Source organism: Acidovorax sp. HMWF018 (assembly GCF_003061035.1).
In the GTDB taxonomy this organism is placed as follows: domain Bacteria; phylum Pseudomonadota; class Gammaproteobacteria; order Burkholderiales; family Burkholderiaceae_C; genus Acidovorax; species Acidovorax delafieldii.
Genome location: NZ_QAIM01000460.1, coordinates 1 through 5,064, shown reverse-complemented (window position 1 = coordinate 5,064; position 5,064 = coordinate 1). Strand labels below are relative to the sequence as shown.

Annotated in this window: 5 protein-coding genes and 1 pseudogene; 3 read left to right on the top strand and 3 right to left on the bottom strand. The window is 67.0% G+C overall.

Features of this window, described 5'->3' with window-relative positions:
* From DBR23_RS19305 to DBR23_RS19295, 3 genes and pseudogenes are all read right to left on the bottom strand, one after another.
* Positions 1–242: pseudogene (locus DBR23_RS19305) on the bottom strand (TRAP transporter substrate-binding protein); the annotation flags it as partial.
* A gap of 42 nt (positions 243–284) precedes the next feature.
* Entirely contained in the window at positions 285–1,166 is an 882-nt protein-coding gene (locus tag DBR23_RS19300; protein ID WP_108499280.1) for an SMP-30/gluconolactonase/LRE family protein, read from the bottom strand.
* Positions 1,167–1,174: 8 nt separating this feature from the next.
* Complete coding sequence (locus tag DBR23_RS19295; RefSeq protein ID WP_108499279.1) at positions 1,175–1,993, bottom strand: NAD(P)-dependent oxidoreductase; 819 nt, start codon at positions 1,991–1,993, stop codon at positions 1,175–1,177.
* A 122-nt stretch (positions 1,994–2,115) separates the two neighbouring features.
* Between DBR23_RS19295 and DBR23_RS19290 the strand changes: the two genes are divergently transcribed.
* From DBR23_RS19290 to DBR23_RS19280, 3 genes are all read left to right on the top strand, one after another.
* Positions 2,116–2,844, top strand: coding sequence for a FadR/GntR family transcriptional regulator (locus DBR23_RS19290; RefSeq protein ID WP_056066183.1), 729 nt, complete (start codon positions 2,116–2,118; stop codon positions 2,842–2,844).
* Between the two features lie 303 nt (positions 2,845–3,147).
* Positions 3,148–4,587, top strand: a complete 1,440-nt coding sequence (locus tag DBR23_RS19285; RefSeq protein WP_108499278.1) for an aldehyde dehydrogenase family protein — start codon at positions 3,148–3,150, stop codon at positions 4,585–4,587.
* A 243-nt stretch (positions 4,588–4,830) separates the two neighbouring features.
* Positions 4,831–5,064, top strand: a 234-nt coding sequence (locus DBR23_RS19280; RefSeq protein WP_108499277.1) for a hypothetical protein, incomplete at its 3' end; no start/stop codon positions are given.

Sequence of the window (5,064 nt, the reverse complement as noted above, 5' to 3'; positions counted from 1 at the left end):
AGCTTGGTCTGCTCGATGGTGTCCTTCTCGATGCCAAGCGACCCCTTGGCGTAGACCTTGATGCTGTGCTTGCCACCGGTGGCCTTGGACAGCGTCTCGCCCATGTGGCGCACGGCGAGCACGGTGGGGTAGTCCTCGGGGTGGATGTCCGACGAGCGGAACTCGGTGGCCTGCGCGGCCAGGCTGCCGAGCAAGATGCCAGCGGCGATGGCCACGCGGCCAAAGAGGTGTGGAACGTTCATGGTGCTTTGTCTCCTGGGTTGAATGGGGTTGGGGTGCCGCGCTCAGGCGGGCGGGTACGGGGCCTCTGCGAGCCCTTGGGCGCCCGGGCGGGTCACGAAGACCGCGCCGCCATGGGCTACATCGTTGCCCTGCGGCTGGCCGGGGCGGATGGAGGTGATGAAAAGCAGGTCCATGTCGGGCCCGCCAAAACTGCACATCGAGGGCTTGCTGACTGGCACGGCCAGCGAGCGGTCCAGCACGCCCGATGGGGTGAAGCGATGCACCATGCCAGCGTCGTTGGCGCAGATCCAGTAGCAGCCATCGGTGTCGATGGCCGCACCGTCCGGCCGGCCGGGCAGCTCGCGCATATCCACCAACAGACGGCGCGGCCCCAGGCTGCCGTCTTCGTGCAGGTCCAGCGACCAGATCTTTTGCACGCTGGGGTGGCTGTCGCTGAGGTACATGGTGGCGCCATCGGGGCTGAACGCCAGGCCGTTCTGGGTGACCAGGCCTTCGATCAGCGGCGTTGAGAGGCCGCGCGCGTCCTGCCGGTACAGGCCGCCAGCGGGTTGCGCCAGCGACATGTCGCGCACCATGGTGCCGGCCCAGAAGCGCCCCTGGCGGTCACAGCGCCCGTCGTTGAAGCGCATGCCAGCTTGCGGGTGCTGCACGGCAGAGATGAGGGTGCAGGCCAGGGTGCCGTCATCGGCAGGCTGCAGGTGAAAGATGCCCGTGTCCATGCCAGCGATGAGCCCGCCGCTGGCATGCAGCGCAATGCAGGCCAGCTGCTCCGGCGTCGTCCAGCTCATCAGTTGCCGGTCGGCCCAGCGCAGGCGGCGCAGTGCGTGGCCTTCGATGTCCACCCAGTACAGCGCCTGCTCGGCAGTGCTCCACAGCGGGCTTTCGCCCACCTGGTCCTGGTGGTGAGGCAACAGGAGTTCCATGGACCCACTCACTCGAACGGACCGGTGCGCACAAACGGCCCGCCCTGGTAGATCACGGCCGGATCCGTCAGATCGGGCTGCGGGTCTGCGGCCTCCACCTTGGCGCGGAAGGGCTCGGAGCTGTCCTGCGGGCGGTAGCCGATGTGGCGGGCGAGTGCGTTGTCCCACCAGGTGGTGGTGTTGTCGCCCATGCCATAGATGATGCTGTGGCCCACCACCGGCGCTGTGAGGCTGGCCACGACCAGGCGCTCCAGGTCGTCGTAGCTCATCCAGGTGGCCAGCATGCGGCGGTTGCGCGGCTCGGGGAAGGAGGATCCAATGCGCAGGCACACGGTTTCGATGCCGTAGCGGTCAAAGTAGAAGCGCGAAAGGTCCTCGCCAAACGCCTTGGACAGGCCATACAGGCCATCGGGCCGTGCCGGGTCGCGCAGGCCCACCACTTCGTCCTGGCGGTAAAAGCCGGTCACATGGTTGGAGCTGGCAAACACCACGCGCTTGACGCCTTGCTTGCGAACGGCCTCATAGAGGTTGTATGCCCCCACGATGTTGGCCTGCAGGATGGGGTCCCAGGGCTGCTCGGTGGACACGCCGCCCAGGTGCACCACAGCGTCCACCCCATCCAGCAGCGGCAGCATGGCGCTGGCGTCTTCCAAGCGCGCAGGGCGCAACTCTTCGCCCGGCGCCTCGCTGCCCAGGTCGGCGATGTCGGACAGGCGCAAGGTGGTGCAGTACGCCTTCAGGCGCGTGCGCAATTCACGCCCCAGCCCCCCGGCGGCCCCGGTCAATAACAAGCGTTGAAAACGGATCGGCGTCGGGTGACAGGGCATGGCTTTTGCGGAGGTTCTTGGTACAGTGGCGTTACAAGCGGTTGAACGTCATCAGTTGTCATACAACGAGGAGGCAATGTACTCCTTTCAACCCGTCCAACACATAGGGATAACACCGAGACATGAGCATCGACATCGCCCCACGCCGCAAGCCCCGCACCCTGGCCCTGGAGCTGGTGGACTCCCTGGGTGACCGCATCCGCGACGGGCGCCTGGCACTGGGCGACAAGCTGCCCACAGAGGCCGCGATCATGGCCGAGTTCAACGTCAGCCGCACGGTGGTGCGCGAGGCCATTTCCAAGCTGCAGGCGTCGGGCCTGGTGGAGACACGGCATGGCATCGGCACGTTTGTGCTGGGCCTTGGGCAGGCCCCGGGCTTCAAGATCACGCCCGACCAGTTCAGCACCCTGCGTGACGTGATTGCGGTGCTGGAACTGCGCATCGGCGTAGAAACCGAGGCCGCCGCGCTGGCCGCGCAGCGCCGCACGCCCGCCAACCTCAAGACCATGCGCGAGGCGCTGGACACCGTGGCGGCGGCCGTGGACGCCGGGCGCGACGCGGTGGCGGCGGACTTTCAGTTCCACCTGGAGATCGCGCGCGCCACGCAGAACAGCCACTTTGCCGAGCTGATGGGCACGCTGGGCAGCATGATCATTCCGCGCGCCCGGCTGGATTCGGTGGAGGCCCCCAATGACGAGCGCAGGCAGTACCTGCGCCGCGTGAATGGCGAGCACGAAAGCATCTACGACGCCATCGTCGGCCAGGACCCCGACGCCGCCCGCGCGGCCATGCGCACCCACCTGGCCAACAGCCGTGAACGCCGGCGGCGTGCACAGGCCGAGGCTGGCTGAAGGCGAGGGGTCGTGTCGATGCGCCCCACCCCATGCGCCGACCTGTCGCCCTGCGGGTCTGAGGCACCCGGCGGGCCCAGGCGGCAGGAAGTGATCCCATGAGTAGTTACCCGGGGTGCCCAAAAATGCACTTATGTTGTACGATGACATACAACAATAAATCCGCAGCGGCCATGCCATGGCGTACGGCCTTGCCTGAATGGGCAGCCCCTGTGGCGGCCAGCGCTCCTGGCCACGCGATCACGGCACCGGGGCTGTGATTCGAATTTTTTCAACCACCCACCCTTTCACACCACCACCGCCATGCACGCAAACCTGATCGCCGGCAACTGGACCGAAGGCGTCCGCACGTACCAGAACACCAACCCCTCCGACACGCGCGACGTGATCGGCGACTACGCCGTGGCCAGCCGCGAGCAGGCGCTGGAGGCTGTGGCCGCAGCGCACGCGGCCTTTCCGGCATGGAGCCTGTCCACGCCCCAGCAGCGCTTTGACATCCTGGACGCGGTGGGCAACGAGATCATCGCCCGCAAGGCCGAGCTGGGCGACCTGCTGGCCCGCGAAGAAGGCAAGACCCTGCCCGAAGCGATTGGCGAAGTGGGCCGCGCCGCCGCCATCTTCAAGTTCTTTGCGGGCGAGGCGCTGCGCCCCGGTGGCGAGATGATCCCGTCCGTGCGCCCTGGCGTGGGCATTGAGATCACGCGCGAGCCGCTGGGCACCATCGGCATCATCACGCCGTGGAACTTCCCCATCGCCATCCCGGCCTGGAAGATCGCGCCCGCATTGGCCTACGGCAACACGGTGGTGTTCAAGCCCGCCGAGGTGGTGCCCGGCTCTGCCTGGGCGCTGGCTGACATCCTGCACCGTGCGGGCCTGCCCGCTGGTGTGTTCAACCTGGTGATGGGCCGGGGTTCGGACGTGGGCGCAGTGCTGCTCGAAGACGAGCGCATTGCGGGCGTGAGCTTTACCGGCTCGGTCGGCACCGGTCAGCGCGTGGCAGCGGCCTGCGTGCCACGTGGCGCCAAGGTGCAGCTGGAGATGGGCGGCAAGAACCCGTTTGTGGTGCTGGACGACGCGGACCTGAACGTGGCCGTGGGCGCGGCCATCAACAGCGGCTTCTTCTCCACCGGCCAGCGCTGCACCGCCAGCAGCCGCGTGATCGTGACCGAAGGCATCCACGACCGCTTCGTGGCCGCCATGGTCGAGAAGATGAAGACCCTGAAGGTGGATGACGCCCGCAAGACCGGCACCGACATCGGCCCCGTGGTGGACGACCGCCAGCTCGCACAAGACCTGGAATACATCGGCATCGGCCAGCAGGAAGGCGCCAAGCTGGCCTTTGGCGGCGAAGCACTGGAGAAGAACGCCGACGGCGCCCCAGGCTACTACCTGCGCCCCGCCCTGTTCACAGAGACCACGCCCGGCATGCGCATCAACCGCGAAGAAATCTTCGGCCCCGTGGTGAGCGTGTTGCGCGCCAAAAACTACGAAGAGGCGCTGGCCCTGGCCAATGACACGCCCTTCGGTCTGGCCAGCGGCATTGCCACCACCAGCCTCAAGCACGCCACGCACTTCAAGCGCCACGCCCAGGCCGGCATGGTGATGGTGAACCTGCCCACAGCGGGCGTGGACTACCACGTGCCGTTCGGCGGCCGCAAGAGCAGCAGCTACGGCCCGCGCGAGCAGGGGCGCTACGCGGCAGAGTTCTACACCACGGTGAAAACCGCGTACACGCAGGCCTGAGGCGGACGCGACACAAGCCTGCGCCCGCGACGCCACTCCAGCCCCGGAGTGGCGGGGCCAGGCGCCTGCACCGCGCTGCGCGCACGGACACCGCACAGGTCATTCACCAACGGTTTTTCAGCCACAGCGACCGCAAGCGCTAGTGAATCATGCGCCAATAGCTATTATTTGTATAGCAAAACAATCTATAGGCTCTGCGCCGCTTGATTCCGGCCACGATGGCAGCCGCTATCATCGCGCCCCATGACCGCCCTCCGAACCTTCTCTGCGCTGCGCCTGTGGGTGCTCGCATGGTTCGTGGCGTCGATGGGGGTGGCCATTGCATCGCCACTGGTGCACCCCCAGGCCTTTGAGGTGATCTGCTCGGGCACCGGCGCCATCAAGCTGCTGGTGCAGACCGACGACGGCACCGTCGAAATGGGCGCGATGGGCATGGACTGCCCCTTGTGCGCCACTCCCAGCGCGCCGCCCCCCACC

Excerpts from the sequence above, each read along its gene's own strand:
- DBR23_RS19300 (WP_108499280.1), bottom strand. The coding sequence starts at position 1,166 with ATGGAACTCCTGTTGCCTCACCACCAGGACCAGGTGGGCGAAAGCCCG.
- DBR23_RS19295 (WP_108499279.1), bottom strand. The coding sequence starts at position 1,993 with ATGCCCTGTCACCCGACGCCGATCCGTTTTCAACGCTTGTTATTGACC.
- DBR23_RS19290 (WP_056066183.1), top strand. The coding sequence starts at position 2,116 with ATGAGCATCGACATCGCCCCACGCCGCAAGCCCCGCACCCTGGCCCTG.
- DBR23_RS19285 (WP_108499278.1), top strand. The coding sequence starts at position 3,148 with ATGCACGCAAACCTGATCGCCGGCAACTGGACCGAAGGCGTCCGCACG.